Origin of the sequence: Microbacterium azadirachtae (assembly GCF_025583665.1) — a bacterium.
Lineage (GTDB): Bacteria > Actinomycetota > Actinomycetes > Actinomycetales > Microbacteriaceae > Microbacterium > Microbacterium azadirachtae.
Genome location: NZ_CP099706.1, coordinates 2,941,125 through 2,962,937 on the forward strand (window position 1 = coordinate 2,941,125; position 21,813 = coordinate 2,962,937).

A 21,813-nucleotide genomic window follows, 5' to 3' on the forward strand; every position below is an offset into this window, starting at 1 on the left:
TCAGCGTCGCAGAACGCGCGTTCGCTTCGACGCTCCGAACCGATATTTGGGTTTGACTGGTCGGAGTGGGATAGTGCTGTTCTGGGGAAACTACTTGGGGGTAGTGATGGACGAACGCGGTCCGCAATCCGGCGTGGGCCGGGCGCTTCTGGGGGCGCCGAAACAGCTTCTCGCCGACGAGGTCTATCAGAGGGTCGGGGCGTCGATCATCGACGGCACCCTGCCGCCCGGCCACCGCATCAGAGACGCGGAGCTGGCAGAGAAGTTCGGCGTCTCGAGGATGCCGATCCGGGAGGCGCTCCAGCGGCTGGAGCGGGTCGGTCTCGTCGAGATGCACCCGAGCCGGTACACCCAGGTCACGGAGGTGCCTCCGCAGCTGACCGAGAAGACCCTCGAGTACGCGGGATACTTCGGCGGCGCCGTCGCCGCGATCGCGGTGCCGCGGCTGACCGATACCGAACGGGAGCAGGCGGCCGCACTGGCGCGCGCCCTGGACGAAGGCCTCGACGACCCGACGGTCCTCGCAGCGCGGCGCAGCGAGCTCCTGCAGTACCTCTCGCGGCACTCGGACAACGAGATCCTCGACGCGGTGCTCGACCAGACGAGCATGCCCCTGTCGCGCAACCTCCGCCCGTGGACGGTGGAAGGCGCCGAGCGCGAGCAGATGCGGGAGATCCACGCCGCACTCGCGGAGGCGATCCTCGCCGGGGACGGTCACGCGGCCGAGCACTTCCTGCGCGCGATGCACCACGTCGCCTGAGCGGCGCGTCGGGCCGTCCGGCGGCGGTTCCGCTGCTCAGTCGACGCCCGGCGCGCCTGCCTCGCGCGACGCCGCCGCCCGCGCGGCCGAGTCCGCGGCCGCCCATCCGTCGACCCAGTGACCGAGCCGGGCGTACGCCTCCTCGCGGGCCTCGTGCCGCGAGAGGAACACGTCGTGCAGCGCGCCCTCGATCCATTCGATCGTGATCGAGTGCCCGATCTTGAGCGCGGCGCGGGCGATGTCGTCCACGACGAGCACGCTGTCCGCACGGGTCAGGTCCTCGGACCACGACGTCGGATAGGCGCTGTGCGCGGAGAGCAGCACGCACACCGGAACGCCGATGTCGATGCCCGCGGCGATGCTCGCGTGTCCGGCCAGGATCGCGTTCAGCCAGCCCGCATGCACCGCCATGGTCTGCGCCGGCCGCCACGCGAGATCCACGTCCATCGGATCCTCGGGATCGGCGACCTCGTTCTGCGCGCGCGTGTAGAAGCCGAGATCCACCTGGGGCGCCCGGTCGAGCGGACGCCTCTTGGCCTGCAGCCCCACGAGCGGCGCGATCGTCTCGCGAGTGAACCGCGGCAGTTGGAACTCCAGCCACGGGCTGTTCAGGATCACCGCCGACGCGACGCCCGGGTTGCGCGCCGCCCACAGGCTCAGCGTCAGTCCGCCCGTCGAGTGGCCGAGCAGCACCAGGCGGCGCGGCGCGGCACCCTGTCCGTCGGTCATCGCGGCGAGCGCCGCCGCGATGTCCTCGTCGTACTCGGCGAGGTCCGAGATGTACCCAGGGGTCTGCCCGGGACGGAGGCTGCGCCCGTATTTGCGCAGGTCGAGCGCGAAGAAGCGCGCCCCTCTGCCCGTCCAGAATCGCGCGAGTCTCTTCTGGAAGAAGTAGTCCGACCAGCCGTGCACGTAGAGCACGTCGGTGTCGGCGAGCGTGCGGCGGTCGCCGAACAGGCGCTGCCAGGCGGTGCGCTCCGGGAGAGCACGCACCAGCGTCGCGACCACCTCGCCCTCGTCGTCGGCGCGCAGCGGCAGTGTGAGCTGGAAGAACTCCTCGCCGAGCACGTCGGGCACCCATCCCTGCGGATCCGGTGCGGCGGTCATGACCTCAGCGTATCGGCGCCCCTGCCGTGCGCGCGGCGCGTCCCCTACGCTGGGGCCACAGCCCACCAGGAGGAACCATGCACCGCCGACTTCCCCGCTCCCGGGCCGTGCTGGCCGGGATCCTCATCTCGTCCGCAGCGCTCGGCCTCGCCGCCTGCTCCGGGACGGGCGGCACCGCCGCGACCACCGAGCCCGCATCGGTCACCCCCGCGCCGAGCGCGCAGCAGCTCCCGCCGATCATGGCCGATCTGAAAACCGTCGACGGCACCACCGTCTCGGTCCCGCTCGACAACGTCATCGTGCTGACCGGCGACACCGCCGACTTCACGCACTGGACCGCGAAGATCGAGGATCCGAACATCGTGTCGTTCACGCCCGGCAAGGACGACGGATCCGCGCAGTTCAACCCGGGACTCTCCCCGATCACGACCGGCACCACGAAAGTCACGATGGACAACAGCGCCTCGGGTGCACACGTCGCCTTCACTGTCGAGGTCACGCCGAAGAAGTAGCCCGTCCGTGACGCCCCGAGCCAAGGCGCTCGAGGCGACCGGGATCCGTCACTCCCCGCGGGAGATGCGGACCATGTCCTCGCGCGGAACGACCTTGACCCGGGCGCGCTCCTCCGGCGCCCCCAGGGCGATCTCATGCTCGTCCAGGCGGTGCCAGCCGTCGAGATCCGTCCAGCGCACGCCGCGCTCGGCGAGCAGCGCGGGGATCGCCTCCTCCGACGCGTCCTCCGGCTGCCACCAGGACCCCTGGTCGTTGATGAGGTGGCGGACGGTCTCCATCGCGTCGGACTTGGTGTGCCCGATCAGGCCCACCGGGCCGCGCTTGATCCAGCCGGTCGCGTAGATGCCGGGCACCCGCTGGTTCGAGTCCTTCGCCAGCACCTGCCCCTCGCGGTTCGGGATCACGCCGTGCTTCTTGTCGAAGGGGACGCCGGGCAGCGGCGAGCCGAAGTAGCCGATGGCGCGGTACAGCGCCTGGATCGGCACCTCGCGCAGCTCGCCGGTGCCGACCGCGCCCCCGGTGCCGTCGGGGCGGGTGCGCTCGTAGACGAGCGCCGCGACGCGGCCCGTCTCGTCCTTGCGCACCTCGACCGGACGCGCCCAGAAGTGCAGGTGCAGGCGGCGCGACGCGGTGCCGCCCGCGTTGTTCACGGAGTCGCGCTTGCGCCACGACTGCAGCACGCGGTCGATGACCATGACCTGCTTGTTGCTCGCGATCGCGTCGCGGGAGGCGTCGTCGTAGTCGAAGTCCTCGTCGTAGACGACCATGTCGACGTCGCGCAGCTCGCCGAGCTCGCGCAGCTCGAGCGGGGTGAACTTCACCTGCGCGGGGCCGCGGCGCCCGAACACGTGCACGTCGGTGACGGCGCTGCTCTTCAGCCCCTCGTACACGTTCGCGGGGACCTCGGTGACGAGCAGATCCTCGGCGTGCTTGGCCAGCATGCGCGACACGTCCAGGGCCACATTGCCGTTGCCGATGACGGCGACGCTCGCGGCGTCCAGCGGCCACTCGCGCGGCACGTCCGGGTGCCCGTCGAACCAGCTGACGTAGTCGGCAGCGCCGTAGGATCCGATCGCGTCGACGCCCGGGATGTCCATCCCGGTGTCGCGCCGTGCGCCCGTCGCGAAGATCACGGCGTTGTAGTGCCGCTTGAGGTCGTCCAGGGTGATGTCGGTGCCGAAGTTCACGTTGCCGAAGAGCCGGATGTCGCCGCGGTCCAGCACGTCGCGCAGCGCCGTGATGATGCCCTTGATGCGCGGGTGGTCCGGTGCGACGCCGTAGCGCACCAGGCCGTACGGCGCGGGCAGCTGCTCGAACAGGTCGATCGAGACGTCGAAGCGACGCTCGGCCTTGAGCAGGAGGTCGGCGGCGTAGATGCCGGCGGGGCCAGCGCCGACGATGGCAAGCCTGAGCTTGGTCATGGTGGTTCCTTTCGGCAGCCCGGGCACGGGCCGGACGATGTCAGCTGCTGCGGTCCGCGAGCGTCTCCGCGAAGCGGGTGAGCGCCTCGCGGACGGGACCCTTGGGCAGCACGGCGAGCTCGTCGATCGCGCCCTGGGTCCAGCTGCGCGCCAGGTCGAGCGTCTTGCGGGTCACGTCGTGGTCGCGCAGGCGCGAGAGGGCGTCGTCGAGGATCGACGGATCCTCCCCGGCCGCGATCCGCTGCACGCCCGCGTCGATCTCGGCGGCGAGCGCGACCGATTCCGGATCCGTCTCCACTCCCAGCAGGAGCGAGGGCATGGTCGGCACGCCGGCGCGCAGGTCGGTGCCGGGGACCTTGCCGGTGTCCTCCGGCTTGGCGGACAGGTCGATCACGTCGTCGAGCAGCTGGAACGCGACGCCGACCTTCTCGCCGTAGACGCGCAGCGGCTCCTCGAACTCGGCGGGAGCGCCGGAGAAGATCACGCCGGCCTGCGTCGCGGCCGCGATGAGGGATCCGGTCTTGTCCGCGAGCACCTGGATGTAGAACGCGATCGGGTCGTCGCCGGGCTGCGGGCCCACGGTCTCGTGCATCTGCCCGAGCACGAGCCGCTCGAACGTGTCGGCCTGCAGGCGGATCGCGCGGTCGCCCTGCCCGCTCATGAGCTTGAGCGCCCGGGAGAAGAGGATGTCGCCGGTGAGGATCGCGACGTTGTTGCCCCACACTGCATGGGCCGCGGGGACGCCACGACGCCGATCCGCGCCGTCCATGACGTCGTCGTGGTACAGCGAGCCGAGATGCGTGAGCTCCAGCGCCTTGGCGATGTCGATGACGGCGGGCAGGTTGCCGCCGCCGAGCTGTGCGGTGAGGAGCGCGAGCACGGGGCGCACCCTCTTGCCGCCGGCCTCGTACAGGTAGCGGCTCGTGGCGTCGGCGAGGGCGTCGGCCACGCGCAGGTCTTCGGCGAGGCCGGACTCGACCAGGTCGAGGCCCGCTTCGACCTCGCGGGCGAGCTTGCGCGCGGCGGGACCGATGAAGACACGGTCACTGAAACCGAGACGGCTCGCGAGGCGCGAACCCGTGGCGGCAGAGCTCGAAGTCACGGTGTCCAGCCTACCTGCGAACGCCGGGAGGTTGAGCGCGCCCGGTTCAGGCCCGCGGCTTCCGAGCCCGGTGCAGGGCGACCATGCCGAACGACAGGTTGCGCCAGGCGACGTCGATCCAGCCCGCCTCGCGCAGCCAGCCGGCCAGGGTGCGCTGGTCCGGCCAGTCCCGGATCGACTCGTTCAGGTAGTCGTAGGCATCGCCGTTGGTTCCGGCGAGGCGGGCCACCCGGGGCAGCACCTGGGAGTTGTAGAGCCGGTAGAAGCCGCGCATGAGCTTGGCCGGGGGCGTGGAGAACTCGTTGATGACGACCCGGCCGCCCGGCTTGGTGACCCGGTAGAGCTCGGCGATCGCCTTCTTCGGATCCTGCACGTTGCGCAGGCTGTACGACATCGTCACCGCGTCGAAGGAGTCGTCCTCGAAGGGGAGCGCGGTGGCGTCGGCCTCGACGAAGCTGAGGTTCGGCAGATCGCCGTGCCGGCGCTTGCCCTCGGCGAGCATCCCGGGCGAGAAGTCGGCGGCGACAACCTCCGCGCCGCTGCGCGCAAGGGACGCCGAGGAGGACGCGGTGCCCGCGCCCAGGTCGAGGATCCGCTCGCCCTTCTTCGGTGCGACCGCGCGCGTGGTGGCGGCCCTCCACAGTGCGTCGTTGCCGACCGTCATCACGGTGTTGGTGCGGTCGTAGCCGGCCGCCACCTGGTCGAACATGCCGCTGACGCGGGAAGGCTCCTTGCCGAGGTCGGCGCGGTTGGGCTCAGACGGGGTCACCCGTCCAGCCTACGCGCGTGCGGGCGTGCGGCCGGCGCAGGTCAGGACAGGTGCCGCGCCGGAAGCGCCAGCTCCGCGAGCCGGTCGAGCCACCGGTCGGCGGTCGCGTCGTCGAACGGCGGCACCTGCGCGCGCACCCGCTGCTCGAGGTCCGCGGCGAGCGCCTCCAGATGCCGCTGCACGTCGGCCGGGTAGCCGTACTCGACCCGGTGCTCGTCCCACTCGTCCTCGTCGTCGATCCAGGTGCCGCGCTCGCCCTCGACGCGCACGACGTCCAGATCCATGTCGATCCCGGTGAAGAGCACGGGCACGGTCCCCTGCCCTTCCTCCGCGCCATCGCCCTCCACCGCGCGCACGTCCCAGGCGAGGTCGATGTAGATGCGCATCCCGTGAGGATGGTCGCGGTTCACCGTCAGCGCGTAGTCGGCACTCGGCGGGACGAGGGTGACGTTGGGGCCGGCGGCGGTGAACGAGCGGCCGGGGCGCTCGCTCCCCCAGCCGGCAGGCTGTCCGACCCAGTCCCCCCAGTCATCGGATCCGAGGTAGACGCACTCGTGCCTCCAGTGCGGGGAGCCGCCCCACTTGCGCCATTGGAAGACGATCTCGGTTCCGGATGCGGGGCGGTCTGCGGTCACGCTGCCACTCTATGCGGGGGTCCCGCGCGCGAGGCGACCGGCTCCGCACGCAATAGGCTGGATGCGTGAGTGCCGGCCTGGTCGTTCAGACGCGAGAGTTCGACCTCCAAGGCGACCTGCTCGGCTATGCGGATCCCGCGGATCCGCGAGCGTGGTTGCGCCGCGGCGACGGGATCGTCGCGGTCGGCGCCGAGACCGCTCGCGTCGTTCGCGCCGCCCGGGGGCCCGAGTCCCGCACGTCGGCGCTCGCTCGCGCCTGGGACGACATCCGCGCGTCCGCGACCGTGGACGACACCGTGCAGCTACCGGGCACCGGGCTGGTCGCGTTCGCGGCCCTGGTCTTCGACGAGGAGTCGTCCGCGGAGAGCGTGCTCCTCGTGCCGCGGACGGTGATCGGCCGCCACGGCGGGCGCACGTGGATCACCCACGTGCTCGACGCCCCGGCCTCGGGCGACACCGATGGATCGGCCATCCCCGCTCCCACCGCGCTCGGACCGCACTGGGCGGGCACGCTCGGTCCGGGCGCGCAGACCGCGCAGGGCTACCAGGCATCGGTGCGCGCCGCGCTTTCCGCGATCGCCGAGGCGCAGTACGGCAAGGTCGTGCTCGCGCGCGACCTCGTGGGCACGGTGCCGGCCGGATCCGATCTGCGCCGGCTCGTACGGGCTCTCAGCACCGAGTACCCCGACACGTGGGCCTTCGCGGTCGACCGTCTCATCGGCGCGAGCCCGGAGACGCTCGTCACGGTGCAGGACGGCGTGGTGACGGCCCGCGTGCTGGCCGGCACGACCGCTCGCGGCGCGGACGCCGTGACCGACGCCCGTGCCGCCGCGGCCCTGGCCGACAGCCCCAAGGACAACGACGAGCACGCCTTCGCGGTGCGCAGCGTGGTCGCCTCGCTCGCCCCGCACACCACGGCGCTCGACGCCGACGGCGGACCCTTCATCCTCGAGCTGCCGAACCTGTTCCACCTCGCGACCGACGTGCGGGCCCGGCTCAGCGACGGCGCGTCCGCGCTGGACCTCGCCGCGGCACTGCATCCCACGGCCGCGGTCGCGGGCACGCCGACCGACGCGGCAGTCGCGGCGATCCGGGAGCTCGAGCCCTTCGATCGCGGTCGCTACGCCGGCCCGGTGGGCTGGATCGACGCCCGCGGCAACGGCGAATGGGCGATCGCGCTGCGGTGCGCCCAGTTCGGAGTCGCGGGCTCCGGGGTGCCGATCCCCCTCACCGCCTACGCAGGAGCGGGCATCGTGGCCGGCAGCGATCCGGAGGCGGAGCTGCTCGAGACGCGGGTGAAGTTCCGCCCCATCGTCGACGCCCTCGCCTGACGCGGAACAGGATCCGCTCAGGTCGCGGCGAGGCGCTTCCGCTCGGCCTCGACGTCGTAGTCGGCGAGCGGCCACTGCGGATCGATGTCCTCGAGCGCGGCGAGCAGCAGCTCCTGCACCGCGAGCCGCGCGTACCACTTGTGGTTGGCCGGGATCACGTACCAGGGCGCCGCGTCGGTCGAGGTGCGCGCGAAGACGGTGTCGTAGGCCGCCATGTAGTCGTCCCAGAGCAGGCGCTCATCCGTGTCGCCGGGGTTGAACTTCCAGTGCTTCTCGGGCCGGTCCAGGCGTTCCATGAGGCGCTTCTTCTGCTCGTCGCGGGAGATGTTCAGCATCACCTTGACGATGCGGGTCCCGCTGTCGACGACCCGCTTCTCGAACTCGACGATCGCGCCGTAGCGCCGTTCGATCTCCTCCGCGGGGGCGAGGGAGCGCACCCGGCCGATGAGCACGTCCTCGTAGTGCGAGCGGTCGAAGACCCCGATCTTGCCCTCCGCGGGCAGACGCTTCTCGATGCGCCAGAGGAAGTCGTGCTGCAGCTCCTCCGAGGTCGGCGCCTTGAAGGCGGCCAGCTCGACGCCCTGCGGATCCACGCCGCCGACCACGTGCCGCACGATCCCGCCCTTCCCGGCGGAGTCCATCGCCTGCAGCACCAGCAGCACGCTCGCCTGCGCCTCGCCCACCGCCGAGCGCGCGAACAGCCGCTCCTGCAGATCGCCGAGCGCCACCAGCCCGTCGGCGAGCGACGCCGCGCCGTCCGACTTCCGGCCCTGGTATCCCGGGGTGGAGTCCGGATCCACGCCGGCGAGACCGGCGGACGTGACGCGGAGGACTTCGGCGGCGGGGGCGGTCCACCCGGCGGAGTGCTGGCTCATGGTCCCCATGATGCCCCATGCCGGGCACAGGGGCCCGAGGGCGGCCGGCACCCGCTCCGGCACCGCGAAGGCTCAGCGCGCCAGCGGCACCTCGATGAGCTGGGGGCCGGTGACCTCCGCGGCGAGCGCACGCTCCAGCTCGGCGACCGTGCCGGCGCGCACGAACGTCCATCCGTAGGCGGCGGCGAGGGGCTCCAGCGCGACGGACTGCGGGGTATAGAACGCACGGTCCAGGTCGGCCGAGGGAGCGGTGCCGGCGACCTCGAGGCCGTCGAAGATCGTGCCGCCGCCGTCGTTCCCGACGATCACCTGGATCCGCGGCGCCGGTTCGTCGGCCGGCAGCAGCAAGGATCCCACATCGTGCAGGAGGGAGAGGTCGCCGAGCAGCACCCGGGTCGTGCCGCCGGCTCCGGGCGCTTCCTCCGCTTCCGCGGCGAGCGCGATCCCGATTCCCGTCGCGATCGTGCCGTCGATCCCGGCGAGCCCGCGGTTGGCGTGCACCCGCACGTCGCGGCCTTCGAGCAGCTGGTCCGCCACCCGCACGATCCTCGACGACCCGAACAGCAGCCGGTCCACCGGACGGCCGGCCGCCCCCACGGCGCGCACGAGAGCGCCGCGGTCCACCACGGCCCGCTCGACCGGGACGCTGTCGACCGCGGGTGCTGCGTCGCGCACGACCGGCGCGGTCCACGCCGCCAGCCATTCCGCGTCCCCAGGACCGGGCTCCACCTCCACCGCGCGTGCGTCGACGGCGGTGCCCGACGGGTTCAGCCGCTCCCCGCCGCGGCGCACCGCGACGATGTCGAGGTCCGTGCGGCGCAGCAGGGACGCGACCTCGCGACTCAGGGTCGGATGCCCGAAGACGATAACCCGCTGGATCCGTCCGGCGAGTGTCGGGTCGTTCAGGCGATCCCGGTATGCGGGGACGACATGCGGGTCCCCGGCCCGGGCGCCGCTCACCACTTCGGCGATCAGCGGCCACCCGGCTTCACGGGCGATCCGCGCCGCGTCCGGGCCGGCATCGGCACCCGCCACCACGACGGTGCGCGGTCCCGCGGCGATCCGCAGCGGTTCCGCGGGCGCCGACGACGGCAGCGGTCCACGCGTCGCGCGGAGCGGATCCGGCACCGCGCCGGAGAGCGGCTCGCGCGTCGGCAGGTTCAGGTGCGCGGGGCCGGCGATCCCCTCGAGGCCCTCGCCCGCGGCGCCGACGGCCGCCGCGACGGCGTCGGCGGCGAGCGTCGCGAAGACGGCCGGCTCCGCATCGCCCGGCACGGGCGCATCCACGCTCAGCCGCGCCCACGGACGGAACATCCCGGGCTGGATGGTGGCCTGGTTCGCGCCGACACCGCGCAGTTCAGGCGGCCGGTCGGCGGTGAGCAGGATCAGCGGAACGCCGGCATGGAACGCCTCCATCACCGCCGGGAGGTATCCGGCCGTCGCCGTCCCCGATGTGCAGATCAGCGCCGCCGGGGCGCCCGACTCACGACCGAGGCCGAGCGCGGTGAACCCGGCGACCCGCTCGTCGATCCGCACGTGCACGCGCACGGATCCGGAGCGCGCGAGAGCGGTCGCCGCGAGCGCGAGCGCCTGCGACCGGGATCCCGGCGAGAGCACGATGTCGGTCACGCCGCGTTCGACGAGCCCCGTCAGCAGTCGCACGGCGGCATCGGTGGCGGGCGACGATGCAGGCGCCGTCACGGGCGGGGGCCCGGCGAATCGGTGTCGCCGCGCTCGTCGAGCCGCGCGAGCTCCTCCTGGAGCTCCTTGATCAGCCGCTCCTGCTCCGCCTCGCTGATGCGTCGCACGGAGCCGGCTTTCGCGTGACTCGGATCCCCGTCGTCCAGCGGCAGGTACCGCTCATCGGCGGCGGAGTGCCCGCGGCGGGTGCGGCCGATCGCGAACCACAGCACGCCGCCGATCACCGGGATCACCACGACGATCGCGATCCACACACCCTTGGACACGCCGCGGTGACGGCTCGCCGGCTGCACGACGCAGTCGACGATGCTGAACACCCAGAAGACCGCGGCCAGAAAACCGCCGATCACGAGGAAACGTGCCACGCCTCCAGTCTAGGCGCGCGTGCTCGCGCCCGGGCACTTCCCCGGGATCACACGGCTGCCGCACATGTGATCGAGACGGACGCCATACGCCCCTCACAGCGCACCCCGAACGCGGGCTCCTAGACTGGACCCGTGAAACTTCCTCCCCTTCTCGTGTACTCGGTGCTGCGCCTGCTGGCGTTCCTCGTGCCGCTGGGGATCCTCTGGTTCTTCTTCCCGATCTTCCGGGAGTTCTGGTGGCTCGCGGCGCTCTTCGCCGCCCTCATCGGCATCAGCATCTCGCTGCTGTTCCTGCGCAGCCCGCTGTCCGACGCGTCGCGCGCGATCTACGCCAAGCGCGCTGAGAAGACGGGATCCGCACCGACCGACGAGGACATCGAGGACGCCGAGGCCTCGGCGGACCGCGACGAGACGGACGCGAACGGCACGGATTCCCGCAACGCGGCCTGACCCGCGTTCCGGGCGTCGCGCGCTCAGCCGGGCGCACCCAGCCGCGCGCGCTCAGCCGCGGGCGAAGGTCACGTGCACGACGCCGCTCTCGGCGACCTCGCTCGTGACGGTGTAGTCGCTCTCGAGTCCGCGCAGCTCCGCCCAGAGGTTCTGGCCGCGGCCCAGCAGGATCGGCGTGATGCCCACGTGCAGGCGGTCGATCAGGCCTGCCGCCAGGAAGGAGCGCACGGTGTCGACGCCTCCGCCGATCCGCACGTCTTCGCCTCCGGCCGCGTCGGTCGCGAGCGCCAGCGCCTCGTCGGGCGAGGCGGCGAGGAAGCGGAACTCGGTGCCGTTGGCGAAGACGATCGGATCGCGGTCCGCGTCGTGGGTGAGCACGAACACCGGGCAGCGGAACGGCGGCTCCTCTCCCCACCAGCCGCGCCAGTCGCGGTCGTCCGGGAAGTTGTGCAGCCCGAACATGCCCGCGCCCATGATCTCGGCGCCGATGTTCTCGAAGTAGGCCGCGCCGTAGCGGTCGTCGACACCCGTGGTGCCCTCGCCGGAGGAGTCGCCCAGCACCCGCTCGCGGAACGTGCGCGTGGCGGTGTAGGCGGCGACGAGGCGCCCCCAGTCCTCACCGAACGGGTTCTCGGGCGTCTGATCCGTGGTCGACGCGTAGCCGTCCAGGGAGATGTTGAGGTCGGCGCGAACGGCCATGTGTCGGCTCCTTGCTGACGAGGGGAGGGATTCAGGGGCGGTGCGGATTCGAGTCTTTGCCGTCGAGCCAGAGCGTATCCGTGGCGTCGCGATGCACGCCATCGGTTCCGACGTGGGTTGAGCTGATCGCGGGACCCTTGGTGATGACGTGAACGATCGCCATGCCGTGACCGCGTCCGAGGTCGTACTCGTTCTTCAGCCACTCGAGGATCGGTGTCGCCTTGGTACCCGGGCCGAAGCCCTGGGCGGCGGCGAGGTCGACGATCTGGCGCGGCGTGAGCCCGGTCTTGGTCTCGACGGCGTCGAGATATGCCTGGAACGACATGTTCTGGTTCTCCTCGGAGGCGGTGGTCACTCGACCACGGTCTGGATGATGACGGCGGAGGCGTGGATCCCGATCAGGCGCATGGTTCCCGATCCCACGTTCTCGAACCGGTGCGGTACGAATGCCGGCCCGGTGACGGTGTCCCCGGCGGTCGCGGCGATCGTGCGGTCGCCGACGGTGAAGGCCGCGTCGCCCTCGAGCACGACCCAGGTCTCAGGGTACGGGTGCCAGTGCAGCAGCGAGCCCTGACCGGGCTGGTTGTCGACATAGAAGTACGAGACGCCGGCGCCGTGCTCGGCTCCTTCGAAGCGTCGTCCGTTGCCGGTCCCGAGGCGGATCTCCTCGGGCGCGATCACGGTGACGTCGGGTGCGATGGTGCTCATGTCGTGTCCTCTCGGTGGTGTTCCCACTCTCGCGAGATCCCCGCGAGGCTCGTAGAGTTTCGATGTGGATCGAAACATGGAAGGTGTCGAGTGGGAGCACCACCGCGTCGACTTCCATCTGAGCCCCGGTGACATCCAGGCGGTGCGGTTCGGTATCTCGCCCGGCCATGAGCTTGCGCACGCCGTGCGCGTGCTGCTGCGCCCCGAGCAGTACCCGCTGGCCTGGGGCTGGCTGAAGAACGTCCGGGACCGGCTCCCCGGCGACGCCTTCGGCGTGCTGGCGCACGTGATCGGCGCCGACGGCTACATGCCCGACTTCGTCACCACGACCGCCCGCTGGGATCTCGGACCCGACGACGAGCTCGCGGCCCTGCGCGAGGCGCCGCTGGCGGGAATGCGCGTCGATCTCGGGAAGATGGTCGTGCGATCCTCCGGCCGACGTCAGGATGCGCTTCGCCGCATGCAGGACGACCCCGCCTGGGCACGCGCGATGATCGCCGACGCCTGGGCGGAGGTGTGGGAGGCGGCGATGGCGCCCGTCTGGCCGCAGCTCGAGCGGATCCTGCGATCCGATATCGCCGTCCGCTCCCGCACGATCGCGACCGAGGGCCTGGCGGCCATGGCCTCCGGCATCCACCCGCAGGTGAGCTGGGGCGACGGTTCGGTGCGCGTGCGACTGCGCCGGCACAGCGAGGACGTGGACTGCCGCGGCGGCGGGCTCGTGCTCGTGCCCTCCGTCATGTCGTCCTGGGGCTGCATGGTCATCACCGAGCCGCCGGCCCAGCCCACCCTCTTCTATCCCGCGCGCGGGGTGACGGCGGGCTGGGCGGCAGACGCGGAGGACCTCGTCCGCGCCCTGGAGGCCCTGATCGGTCCGGTGCGGGCGGGGATCCTGTTCACGGCGCACGTGCCGCGCACCACCTCCCGGGTGGCGGCGGAGGCGGGGATCGCCGTGTCCACCGCCTCCCACCACCTCACCGTGCTGCGCGACGCAGGCCTGATCGTCAGCACCCGCGACGGCGCCCGGATGATGCACCTGCGCGCCCCGCTCGGGGAGGCCCTGGTGGGCGCCGCGCTCTGACCGGTCCCGCTAGCGCAGGATCACGAGCTCCTGCGTCGCGCGCGTCATCGACACATACCGGTCCACGGCCCCTTCCACGCCCTCGCCGAAGCGGTCCGGCGCCACGAGCACCACGAGGTCGAACTCGAGGCCCTTGGCGGTCACCGGCGTGCGCAGCCGCACGCGCGGGTCGATCGCTCCCTGAGCGTCCGCGTACGGACGGTCGTCGCCGATCACGCAGGCGATCCCCTCTTCGTGCGCGGCGAGCCAGGTCGCGAGGAGCTCGTCGCGTTCGGCGACCGCGGCGTGCCGCACGGGGATCCCGCTCGAGCGCACCGAGACGGGCACGTTGGCATCCGGAAGCGCGGCCCGGATCACGGGCTCCGCCTCCGTCATGACCTCCTCCGGGGTGCGGTAGTTGATGCGCAGCGACGCCTGCTCGATGCGACGGATCCCCACGCGCGCGAGCCGCTCGCTCCACGTCTCGCCGAACCCGTGGCGCGCCTGGGCGCGGTCGCCGACGATCGTGAGGCTGTGCGAGGGGACGCGACGCAGCAGCATCGCCCACTCGGCGTCGCTGAGCTCCTGCGCCTCGTCGATGATCACGTGCGCGAAGGGCCCCGCCAGCGCATCCGGATCCAGCCGCGGCAGTGCGTCCTCGTCGAGGAGCATCTCGCGCACCCCCGCGCTGTCGTCGCCGAAGAAGAAGCCGGTGACGGCGCTCTCCTTGTCGTCGTCGGCGGCGAGCAGCTCGTCCAGCACGCGCTCGCGATACTCGCGCTCCTCGGCGGTGACGGCCTCCTGGCGGCGACGCCGGCGTGCTGCCGCGGGGTCGCCGATCAGCGCGCGTGCCGCGTCGAGGAGCGGCAGATCCTGTCGTGTCCAGCCGCGCGGATCCGCCCCGTCCCCCGCCCCACGTCGCAGGGCCGCCCGCTCCTGCTCGTCCAGCCACGGTGCGCAGATGCGCAGATAGGCAGGGGTGGACCAGAGGTCGGCGACGACTCCCGCCGGATCGAGCATCGGCCAGGCCGCGACGAAGGCGCGCTGCAGTGCCGTGCTCTGACGCAGCGCGCGGTCGAGGTGCCGCGGCGGCACGTCCTCGTCGGCGTACTCCTCGACGAGACCGCCGACCAGCGCGTCCCACACCTCGTCGCGGGCGTCGTTGTGCGCCGTGCCGGGCGCGGGAGCGTCGAACGCCTCGGCCCACGCCTGCGGTTCGACGATCACGTCCCGCCACGGCGTCTCCACGAGCAGCCGCTCCGCGGGGGCGTGCTCGTGGTAGCGCACGGCCGCCGTTACCGCATCGAGCAGGCGCGCGCCGGACTTCAGCGAGCGTGCGAGCGGATCCGCCTCCTCCGGCATGCGGTCGCCGTCGCGTCCCTCCGGGGCGAGGTCGGCCAGGGTGCACACCCGCACGCTGTCCTCCCCGAGGCTCGGGAGCACGTCCTCGACGTAGGCCAGGTAGGGCCGGTGCGGGCCGACGAAGAGGATCCCGCCGTGGCTGAGCCGCTGCTCGGCGTGCATGAGATAGGCCGCGCGGTGCAGGGCGACGACGGTCTTGCCGGTGCCGGGCCCGCCGTCGACGACGAGCGCATCGCGCGACGAGGCACGGATGATCGCGTCCTGGTCGGACTGGATCGTGCCGAGGACGTCACGCATCCGCGGCGAGCGCGAAGCGCCGAGGCTGGCGATGAACGCCGACTGGTCGTCGAGCGCAGCGGCCGCGTCGAGTCCGGCCTCCGCATAGGCGGCAGGATCGAACACCTCGTCCCAGTAGTCGGTGATCCGCCGCGCGTTGCCCGGTCCGGTCGACCAGCGGTAGCGGCGGCGACTCACGAGACCTGCGGGATCCGCGTGGGTGGCGGCGAAGAAGGGCTCGGCGGCCGGCGCGCGCCAGTCGACGAGCAGGCGACCCCCCTCCGCGTCGGACAGTCCGATGCGGCCGATGTAGACGGTCTCCGCCGGTTCGGTCCCTGTTCCCGCGACGACCATGCGGCCGAGGCACAGGTCGACGCCGAACCGGCGCAGCAGCTGCAGCCGCGAGGTCGATCGGTGGATGTCGAGGTCGCGGTCGAGGGCCTCCTGGCCGAGGCGGGCGCGCGCGGCGCGCAGGGCGACGAGGCGCTCGTCGAGCGCGACGATCTCCTCCGCGAGGCGGGCACGGACCGCGGCGAGGTGGGCGTCGTCCGCCGCGATGAGCGCCGGGGCCGACTTGCGGGCGAGTGCGGGCGGGAGCGCGAAGACGGACGGATCGTCCGGCGAGCCGGACGACGCGGTCGGGATGTCGGTTTCGAGGGCGGTCTCAGGGGTGGTTTCAGAGCGCACGGATCCTCCGGTTCCTGGGCGAAGCCACTCAGTCTGCCCCCGCAGGGGGCCCTTGCCGCAAGCCCCACCCCCTCCGGTATCCTGGAAGTGCAGGGAGCGGTCCGCGAGGATCCGCTCCCATCGTGTTTCCGCCGCTTTCCCGACACCGGAACGACATCTTCTGCGGCCGGAACGCGCTTCGCGCGCGGCTACGATCGAAGGTGCTCTGCGCCGCCCCGGCGGTCGCGCCTCGCCTCGGAAGGATCCTCATGTCCCACGCCGCCTCCGCCCACCGCCATGTCGAGGATCTGGCCGACTTCGTCGCCGCCTCGCCGTCCAGCTACCACGCGGCCGAGGAGGTCGCGCGGCGCCTCCAGGAGCAGGGCTTCACGCGTCTCGACGAGACCGAGGCCTGGCCGGCGCAGGCGGGCGGCCGCTTCGTCGTCGTGCGCGACGGCGCCGCGATCGCGTGGATCGTGCCCGCCGGCGCGACCGCGACGACGCCGGTGCACGTGCTGGGCGCGCACACCGACTCCCCCGGCTTCAAGCTCAAGCCCCGGCCGACCACCGGATCCCGCGGCTGGCTCCAGGCAGCCGTCGAGGTGTACGGCGGGCCGCTGCTGAACTCGTGGCTCGATCGCGAGCTGCGCCTCGCCGGCCGCCTCGCGCTCGCCGACGGCCAGGTCGTGCTCGCCGCGACCGGACCGCTGCTGCGACTCCCCCAGCTCGCGATCCACCTCGACCGCGGCGTCAACAACGGTCTCGCGCTGGACAAGCAGGTCGAGACGCAGCCGGTCTGGGGTCTGGGCGACCCCGAGGCGGCGGACGTCCTCGGCGAGCTCGCCGCCACCGCGGGCGTGGATCCGTCCGGCATCCGCGGCTTCGACGTCGTCGTCGCCGACAGCGCGCGCGGCGCAGTGTTCGGCAAGGACGACGCGTTCTTCGCGAGCGGGCGCCTCGACGACCTCGCCTCCGTGCACGCGGGCGTCGTCGCACTCGGGGAGGTCGCCGCGCACGGCGAGCCGTCGGCGATCGCCGTGCTGGCCGCCTTCGATCACGAGGAGCTCGGCTCCGGATCGCGTTCCGGCGCCGCGGGCCCGATCCTCGAGGACGTGCTGGAGCGGATCTACGACGGGCTCGGCGCCGACGCGGTCGACGTGCACCGCGCGTACGCCGCCTCCTGGTGCCTGTCCAGCGACGTCGGGCACTCGGTGCACCCGAACTACGCCGGAAAGCACGACCCGGTCGTGCAGCCCGTGCTCGGATCCGGGCCGATCCTGAAGATCAACGCGAACCAGCGCTACGCCACCGACGCGGTGGGCGCAGCGGCATGGCACCGCTGGTGCGACGCGGCGGGCGTCGTGACGCAGGAGTTCGTCTCGAACAACGACGTGCCCTGCGGCTCCACGATCGGCCCGATCACGGCGACCCGGATCGGGATCCGCACGGTCGACGTGGGGATCCCGATCCTCTCGATGCACTCCGCCCGCGAACTCGCCGGCGTGAGCGACCTGCACGATCTCGCCGCCGTCGCGAAGGCCTTCTTCGCGAGCTGAGGCGGTCCGACGCCACCCGGGAAGAGGTCCCGGATGCGGGTCAGCGCATCGTGTCCAGGATCCCGACCAGGTCCTCGAACGTCGTGAGCGGGTTCAGGATCGCGAAGCGGGTGTTGACCCGGCCGGCGTGCGAGCTCGGCACGACCAGCGCGCGCTGCGTTTCGAGCAGCTCGTCGGACCAGCGGTCGTAGTCCGCGCGCTCCCAGCCGTCGCGCTCGAACACCACGACCGACAGCTGCGGGTCGCGCACGAGGCGCAGCTCGGGACGCGCGGCGATCTCGGCCGCGATCCGGCGCGTCAGCGTCAGCGTCTCGCTGACCGCGGCGCGGTACGCGTCGACGCCGTAGGTCGCCAGGGAGAACCACAGCGGCAGACCCCGCGGGCGCCGGGTCAGCTGGATCGAGTAGTCGGAGGGGCTGAACTCGTCCGTGTCGGTGAGGGTGTCGAGATACTCGGCGTGCTGGGTGTGCGCGCGGCGCCCCGTCTCCGGGTCGCGGTAGAGCAGGGCGCAGCAGTCGAACGGCGCGAACAGCCACTTGTGCGGGTCGACCACGAGGGAGTCCGCGCGCTCGACGCCGGCGAACCAGCCGCGGGCCTCGGGCGCGAGCATCGCGGTGAGCCCGTAGGCGCCGTCGACGTGCAACCAGAACTCGAACTCGTCCTTGAGCGCGGCGATGCCGGCGATGTCGTCCAGGATCCCGAAGTTCGTGGATCCGGCGGTCGCGACGACGGCGAACGCCGCGTCGCCGTGCTCCTCGAGCGCTTCGCGCACGGCGTCGGCCCGCAGCACTCCGTCGGATCCGGCGGGGACGGCGATGACGTCGACGTCCATGATCTTCGCCGCCGACTTGTTCGAGGAGTGCGCCTCGAGGCTGCAGACCAGCTTCCAGCGCGGCGGCAGCTCACGGCCCGCCGCGAGCAGCCGCTCCTTGGCGGTCTCGCGCGCCGCGGCGAGCGCGGACAGGTTGCCGATCGTGCCGCCCTGCACGAAGACGCCGCCCGCGGTCTCGGGCAGCCCGAACTCGGCGGCGAGGAACGCGAGCACCTCGTTCTCCGCGTGCACGGCACCGGCACCCTCGAGCCAGCTGCCGCCGTACAGTCCGGAGGCGGAGACGACGAGGTCGAAAGCCATCGCGGCCACGGTGGGCGCGTTCGGGATGAACGACAGGTAGTTCGGGTGGCTGGTCGTGAGGCAGGCCGGCGCGAGGATGTGCTCGAACACGCTCAGCGCGCGCTGGGCGCCGAGGCCCTGGCCTGTGATGGTGGTGCCGACGAGGCGGCGCAGCTCCGACTCGGGCTGCGGCTTGTCGAGCGGCACGTCGGTGGCGAGCATCCGTCGGCGGGAGTAGTCGAGCACGGCGTCGACGATCGCGGCGGATTCGGGCGAGGCGGCATGCATGCGCGCGGCGTCCATGGAGGATCCTTCCGACCCGGAAGCCTACGGGCGCCCGGTCACGAGCAGAATGCCGCGCCGGATCAACGGGTCGGCGACATCGTACCGTGCCGTGCTTCCGTCCGCGACCGCATCCTCGAGGAGCGATGTCTGCGCCGGAACGCCCGTCCGGCGGACCGACATCGCTCCTCGAAACCCGGCGATGACGCCGCACCGCAGGGCGGCAGTGCCAGGATGAAGCCATGTCAGCAGATTCCCCGGCCGGATCCGCCTCGCTGATCGAGCGCAACGGCATCGAGATCATCCCCGAGTCGCAGCGCACCGCGCGGCCCCGCGACCTGTTCTGGCCCTGGTTCGCGGCCAACGTGTCCGTGTTCGGCATGTCCTACGGATCCTTCCTGCTCGGATTCGGGATCTCGCTCTGGCAGGCCACGGTCGTCGCGATCATCGGCATCGTCGTGTCGTTCGCGCTGTGCGGGCTCATAGCGATCGCCGGCAAGCGCGGATCCGCGCCGACCATGGTGCTGTCCCGGGCGGCGTTCGGCGTACAGGGGCAGAAGATCCCCGGGATCGTGTCGTGGCTCACGTCGATCGGCTGGGAGACGTCGCTCACGATCACCGCCGTGCTCGCCACGACGACGGTGCTGCACGCGCTCGGCTGGGTGGGCGAGGGCGGCGACGTGGCCGTCAACATCATCGCGACGATCCTGGTGGCGGCGCTCATCGTGGGCGCCTCGGTGCTCGGGTACCACACGATCATGCGGCTGCAGTCGGTGCTGACCTGGCTCACCGGCGCCTTCACCGTGCTGTTCCTGATCCTGACCTTCTCCAGCATCCACTGGGACAAGGCGCTGTCCCACCCCGACGGCACGCTCGCGCAGACCATCGGCGCGCTGGTGATGGTGATGACGGGCTTCGGGCTCGGCTGGATCAACATCGCCGCGGACTGGTCCCGGTATCAGCGACGCACCGCGTCCGACACGCAGATCGTCGCCTGGAACACGATCGGCGGATCCGTCGCACCCGTCATCCTGGTCTTCTTCGGCCTCCTGCTCGCAGGCTCCGACGACAAGCTCGGCGCCGCGGTCGCCGCCGATCCGATCGGCGCGCTCGCGTCGCTGCTTCCGACGTGGGCGCTGTTCCCGTTCCTGATCGTGGCGATCCTGACCCTGGTGTCGGGCGCGGTGCTCGGGATCTACTCCTCGGGTCTCACCCTCCTCAGCCTCGGGATCAGGATCCCCCGCCCCGCCGCCGCCGCGGTCGACGGCGTGATCCTCACGATCGGCACCATCGTCGTGGTGTTCTTCGCGCAGAACTTCCTCGGGCCGTTCCAGTCCTTCCTCATCACGCTCGGCGTGCCGATGGCCGCCTGGGCGGGGATCCTCATCGCGGACATCCTGCGTCGGCGGAAGGACTACGACGAGGCATCGCTCTTCGACGCGCGCGGCCGCTACGGCGCGTGGGACGGCGTCTCGATCGTCACGCTCCTCGTGGCGTCGGTCATCGGCTGGGGCTTCGTGATCAACACGTTCGCCGACGCGGCGCCGTGGAACAACTGGCAGGGCTACTTCCTCGGCCTCATCGGCGGCAAGGACGGCGAGTGGGCCTACGCGAACCTCGGGGTGTTCTTCGCGCTCGTGATCGGCTTCGTCGTCACGTGGTTCGGCCGCGCGGGACGGATCCGCCGTCAGGAGCAGGAAGCACCCGCGGCGTGAGCGCTCCGGAACCGGGCAGCACGGCGGAGTCCGTGGGGCCCGCCGCGTTGCCGTGGCTGGTGGTGATCGACGCGCAGAACATCTTCGCGGCGCCGGACTCGGCGTGGGGATCCCCGATGTTCCCGGAGGCGCTGGAGAACATCCGGCGCCTCGCCGCGGCCGCCGACGGGCGCGTGCTGCTGACCCGCTGGCTTCCCACCGCCGATCGGAGCACGTCCTGGGGCGACTACTTCGCGGCATGGCCGTTCGCGGACCGCCCGGCCGATGACCCGCTCTACGACCTCGTGCCCGGCGTGCGGGAGCTGTCGCCGCATCCGACGCTCGACCTGCCGACCTTCGGCAAGTGGGGAGCGGAGATCGAGCGGATCCTCGGATCCGCTCCGGTCGTGCTGACCGGCGTCTCGACCGATTGCTGCGTGGTCTCCACGGCTCTGGCCGCCGCGGATGCGGGGGCTCGCGTGACGATCGCCGCCGACGCCTGCGCCGGATCGACGCCGGAGAATCACGCCGCCGCCCTCACCGTCATGGGACTCTATCCGCCGCAGCTCACCGTCTCCGTCACCGCGACGGCCCTCGGGATCCTGCGCCCCTGACCCCCACGGCCCCACTCCCCCACGTCCGCTCGCTGGTCGCGGATTGCGGTTCTAGACGTCGAACACCCGCGATCCGCGACCAGCGAGCGGGATGGGGAAACCCTGCGGGGACGGGATGCAGGGCAGGCGCAGCGCGCCGTCAGCCCAGGACTGCGGCGACGGTCCGCCGCGCGAGGCCGGTGCGGTCCTCCGGCGCCCACTTCACCAGCGAGTGCGCGCTCATGCCGTCCACCGTGGCGAGCAGCAGCCACGCCGCGCCTTCCGCCTGCGTCGGGGTGATCTCGCCCGCGGCGACGCCCTCGGCGACGACCGCCTCGAGATCCTGCTGCCAGCTGTCCATCTCGCGCCGTACCCGGGAGGCGAGCTCCTCGTTGCGCGCGCCGGCGGCCCACGCCTGCACCCAGACCAGGGTGACGTCGTCGCGGTCGCCGTCGAGCAGGGTCTCGACGATCCGGGTGATGCGCGATCGCAGGCCCGCCTCCGCCCGCCCGGCCGCCATGACCTCCTCGCGCTCGGCGCCGACGATCGCACCGAACACATCGGCCACGAACGCGTCCATGCTCGGGCGGTAGTGGGCGACCAGCGCGGGCGTGACGCCGGCGGCAGCCGCCACGGTGCGTACGGTGAGTCCCGCGATCCCGCTCCGCCGTGCGAGCGCGACGGCCGCGTCGAGGATCGCCCGCTCGCGCTGCTCCGGCGGCATCCGCTTCGGGCGAGGGCTTGACGAGGTGCTCATGAGGCTATACCGTATCGCTA

At 72.1% G+C, this 21,813-nt stretch carries 22 protein-coding genes; 8 read left to right on the forward strand and 14 right to left on the reverse strand.

Features of this window, described 5'->3' with window-relative positions; translation table 11 throughout:
- Nucleotides 1–106 precede the first annotated feature (106 nt).
- A complete protein-coding gene (locus tag NFX31_RS13990) occupies nt 107–760 on the forward strand; it encodes a GntR family transcriptional regulator (RefSeq protein WP_045249942.1) in 654 nt (217 codons plus the stop codon).
- A gap of 36 nt (nt 761–796) precedes the next feature.
- On the opposite strand, the gene NFX31_RS13995 is transcribed toward NFX31_RS13990, so the two are convergent.
- The gene (locus tag NFX31_RS13995) at nt 797–1,867 is read right to left on the reverse strand and encodes an alpha/beta hydrolase (protein ID WP_045249943.1); all 1,071 of its coding nucleotides are present in this window, start codon (nt 1,865–1,867) and stop codon (nt 797–799) included.
- A 77-nt stretch (nt 1,868–1,944) separates the two neighbouring features.
- On the opposite strand from NFX31_RS13995, the gene NFX31_RS14000 reads away from it, so the two are divergent.
- Entirely contained in the window at nt 1,945–2,379 is a 435-nt protein-coding gene (locus NFX31_RS14000; protein WP_156156722.1) for a hypothetical protein, read from the forward strand.
- A 48-nt stretch (nt 2,380–2,427) separates the two neighbouring features.
- On the opposite strand, the gene NFX31_RS14005 is transcribed toward NFX31_RS14000, so the two are convergent.
- The 4 genes from NFX31_RS14005 to NFX31_RS14020 form a co-directional block, all read right to left on the reverse strand.
- On the reverse strand, nt 2,428–3,801 hold the full coding sequence (locus NFX31_RS14005; RefSeq protein WP_045249945.1) for an FAD-dependent oxidoreductase: 1,374 nt from the start codon (nt 3,799–3,801) through the stop codon (nt 2,428–2,430).
- Nucleotides 3,802–3,841: 40 nt separating this feature from the next.
- The gene (locus tag NFX31_RS14010) at nt 3,842–4,903 is read right to left on the reverse strand and encodes a polyprenyl synthetase family protein (RefSeq protein ID WP_045249946.1); all 1,062 of its coding nucleotides are present in this window, start codon (nt 4,901–4,903) and stop codon (nt 3,842–3,844) included.
- Nucleotides 4,904–4,949: 46 nt separating this feature from the next.
- Complete coding sequence (locus NFX31_RS14015; RefSeq protein ID WP_082072168.1) at nt 4,950–5,612, reverse strand: class I SAM-dependent methyltransferase; 663 nt, start codon at nt 5,610–5,612, stop codon at nt 4,950–4,952.
- A 101-nt stretch (nt 5,613–5,713) separates the two neighbouring features.
- Nucleotides 5,714–6,307: a DUF402 domain-containing protein gene (locus tag NFX31_RS14020; RefSeq protein WP_045249948.1), complete on the reverse strand. Its 594-nt coding sequence runs from the start codon at nt 6,305–6,307 to the stop codon at nt 5,714–5,716.
- Nucleotides 6,308–6,372: 65 nt separating this feature from the next.
- Here NFX31_RS14020 and NFX31_RS14025 point away from each other — a divergent pair, with 65 nt between their 5' ends.
- A complete protein-coding gene (locus NFX31_RS14025; RefSeq protein WP_082072171.1) occupies nt 6,373–7,638 on the forward strand; it encodes an isochorismate synthase in 1,266 nt (421 codons plus the stop codon).
- Nucleotides 7,639–7,655: 17 nt separating this feature from the next.
- On the opposite strand, the gene NFX31_RS14030 is transcribed toward NFX31_RS14025, so the two are convergent.
- From NFX31_RS14030 to NFX31_RS14040, 3 genes are all read right to left on the reverse strand, one after another.
- Complete coding sequence (locus NFX31_RS14030) at nt 7,656–8,513, reverse strand: polyphosphate kinase 2 family protein (protein WP_420847414.1); 858 nt, start codon at nt 8,511–8,513, stop codon at nt 7,656–7,658.
- Nucleotides 8,514–8,585: 72 nt separating this feature from the next.
- On the reverse strand, nt 8,586–10,214 hold the full coding sequence (menD, locus tag NFX31_RS14035) for a 2-succinyl-5-enolpyruvyl-6-hydroxy-3-cyclohexene-1-carboxylic-acid synthase (RefSeq protein WP_045249949.1): 1,629 nt from the start codon (nt 10,212–10,214) through the stop codon (nt 8,586–8,588).
- Nucleotides 10,211–10,579 carry a PLDc N-terminal domain-containing protein gene (locus NFX31_RS14040; RefSeq protein WP_045249950.1) on the reverse strand — a complete coding sequence of 123 codons (369 nt, stop codon included), beginning with the start codon at nt 10,577–10,579 and terminating at the stop codon, nt 10,211–10,213. The genes menD and NFX31_RS14040 overlap by 4 nt, the downstream gene beginning before the upstream one ends.
- 132 nt (nt 10,580–10,711) lie before the next feature.
- Here NFX31_RS14040 and NFX31_RS14045 point away from each other — a divergent pair, with 132 nt between their 5' ends.
- On the forward strand, nt 10,712–11,029 hold the full coding sequence (locus NFX31_RS14045; protein WP_045249951.1) for a DUF4229 domain-containing protein: 318 nt from the start codon (nt 10,712–10,714) through the stop codon (nt 11,027–11,029).
- 51 nt (nt 11,030–11,080) lie between these two features.
- On the opposite strand, the gene NFX31_RS14050 is transcribed toward NFX31_RS14045, so the two are convergent.
- Genes NFX31_RS14050 through NFX31_RS14060 form a run of 3 tightly spaced genes read right to left on the reverse strand, consistent with a single transcriptional unit; the run spans nt 11,081 to nt 12,436 of the window.
- Entirely contained in the window at nt 11,081–11,728 is a 648-nt protein-coding gene (locus NFX31_RS14050; RefSeq protein WP_045249952.1) for a dihydrofolate reductase family protein, read from the reverse strand.
- A gap of 31 nt (nt 11,729–11,759) precedes the next feature.
- Complete coding sequence (locus NFX31_RS14055; protein ID WP_045249953.1) at nt 11,760–12,053, reverse strand: DUF4287 domain-containing protein; 294 nt, start codon at nt 12,051–12,053, stop codon at nt 11,760–11,762.
- A gap of 26 nt (nt 12,054–12,079) precedes the next feature.
- A complete protein-coding gene (locus NFX31_RS14060; RefSeq protein WP_045249954.1) occupies nt 12,080–12,436 on the reverse strand; it encodes a cupin domain-containing protein in 357 nt (118 codons plus the stop codon).
- A 76-nt stretch (nt 12,437–12,512) separates the two neighbouring features.
- Here NFX31_RS14060 and NFX31_RS14065 point away from each other — a divergent pair, with 76 nt between their 5' ends.
- Nucleotides 12,513–13,517 carry an ArsR/SmtB family transcription factor gene (locus NFX31_RS14065; RefSeq protein ID WP_262955991.1) on the forward strand — a complete coding sequence of 335 codons (1,005 nt, stop codon included), beginning with the start codon at nt 12,513–12,515 and terminating at the stop codon, nt 13,515–13,517.
- A gap of 9 nt (nt 13,518–13,526) precedes the next feature.
- Here NFX31_RS14065 and helR read toward each other — a convergent pair whose 3' ends face one another.
- Entirely contained in the window at nt 13,527–15,821 is a 2,295-nt protein-coding gene (gene helR / locus NFX31_RS14070; protein WP_276553866.1) for an RNA polymerase recycling motor ATPase HelR, read from the reverse strand.
- Between the two features lie 248 nt (nt 15,822–16,069).
- Between helR and NFX31_RS14075 the strand changes: the two genes are divergently transcribed.
- Nucleotides 16,070–17,356: a M18 family aminopeptidase gene (locus NFX31_RS14075; RefSeq protein ID WP_262955993.1), complete on the forward strand. Its 1,287-nt coding sequence runs from the start codon at nt 16,070–16,072 to the stop codon at nt 17,354–17,356.
- Nucleotides 17,357–17,396: 40 nt separating this feature from the next.
- Here the strand turns inward: NFX31_RS14075 and NFX31_RS14080 are convergent, their stop codons facing one another.
- A complete protein-coding gene (locus tag NFX31_RS14080) occupies nt 17,397–18,770 on the reverse strand; it encodes a pyridoxal phosphate-dependent decarboxylase family protein (protein ID WP_262955994.1) in 1,374 nt (457 codons plus the stop codon).
- Nucleotides 18,771–18,991: 221 nt separating this feature from the next.
- Here NFX31_RS14080 and NFX31_RS14085 point away from each other — a divergent pair, with 221 nt between their 5' ends.
- Entirely contained in the window at nt 18,992–20,464 is a 1,473-nt protein-coding gene (locus NFX31_RS14085) for a purine-cytosine permease family protein (protein ID WP_262955996.1), read from the forward strand.
- Nucleotides 20,461–21,057: a cysteine hydrolase family protein gene (locus tag NFX31_RS14090; RefSeq protein ID WP_262955998.1), complete on the forward strand. Its 597-nt coding sequence runs from the start codon at nt 20,461–20,463 to the stop codon at nt 21,055–21,057. Before NFX31_RS14085 ends, NFX31_RS14090 begins: the two co-directional genes overlap by 4 nt.
- A gap of 139 nt (nt 21,058–21,196) precedes the next feature.
- On the opposite strand, the gene NFX31_RS14095 is transcribed toward NFX31_RS14090, so the two are convergent.
- Nucleotides 21,197–21,793 (reverse strand): TetR/AcrR family transcriptional regulator, encoded by a 597-nt coding sequence (locus NFX31_RS14095; protein WP_091481788.1) that lies wholly within the window; start codon nt 21,791–21,793, stop codon nt 21,197–21,199.
- Between the last annotated feature and the right edge of the window lie 20 nt (nt 21,794–21,813).